Below are 633 nucleotides of genomic sequence, written 5' to 3'. Positions count from 1 at the left end.
GGCCGTGCAGAGCAGGATCTGCGGGGTCGTCAGGGTGAGGTCGTGGGCGGCGGCGCCTTCGGGAAGGACGTGGCGGGAGAGGCGGAACTCGTCGATGGGGGTCTCGTAGACCTCCTCGCCGTCCGGGGCTGCCTCGGGGCGCAGGATGCCGGGGTCGCCGGATCGGAAGCGGACGACGCGCAGGAGTTCGGGGACGTCGACGTGCTTGGGGGTGAGGCCGCAGCGCAGGACGTTGTCGGAGTTGGCCATGATCTCGACGCCGAGGCCGCTGAGGTAGGCGTGCGGGATGCCGGCGCCGAGGAAGAGTGCTTCGCCGGGCTGGAGTCGGACGTGGTTGAGGAGCATGGCCGCGATGACGCCGGGGTCGCCCGGGTAGTGGTGGGCGAGGCCGGCGTAGGGGGCGTGTTCTCCGCCGAGGCGGTCGCAGGCGGCGGTGGCGGCGGCGACCGTGTGGGCCATCTCGTCGGGGTCCGCGGTGAGGATCGCCGTCAGGACCTCGCGCAGGGCCGCTTCCTCGGGCTGGGCGTGCAGCAGATCGACGTACGGCTTGAGGGAGTCGACGCCGAGGGCGTCGAGGAGGTCGGCGGCGCGGGCCGGGGGGCGGAAGCCGCAGAGGCCGTCGAACTCGGTGAG

General features: G+C 73.1%; 1 protein-coding gene. It reads right to left on the bottom strand.

Going from position 1 to position 633, the window contains the following annotated elements:
• The coding region (locus BZL64_RS37005) for a class I mannose-6-phosphate isomerase (RefSeq protein ID WP_208639603.1) at positions 1 to 633 on the bottom strand (633 nt) is incomplete at both ends.

Source organism: Streptomyces bobili (genome assembly GCF_002154575.1).
Taxonomy (GTDB): Bacteria; Actinomycetota; Actinomycetes; order Streptomycetales; family Streptomycetaceae; genus Streptomyces; species Streptomyces bobili.
This window is presented reverse-complemented; position numbering and strand designations above follow the sequence as displayed.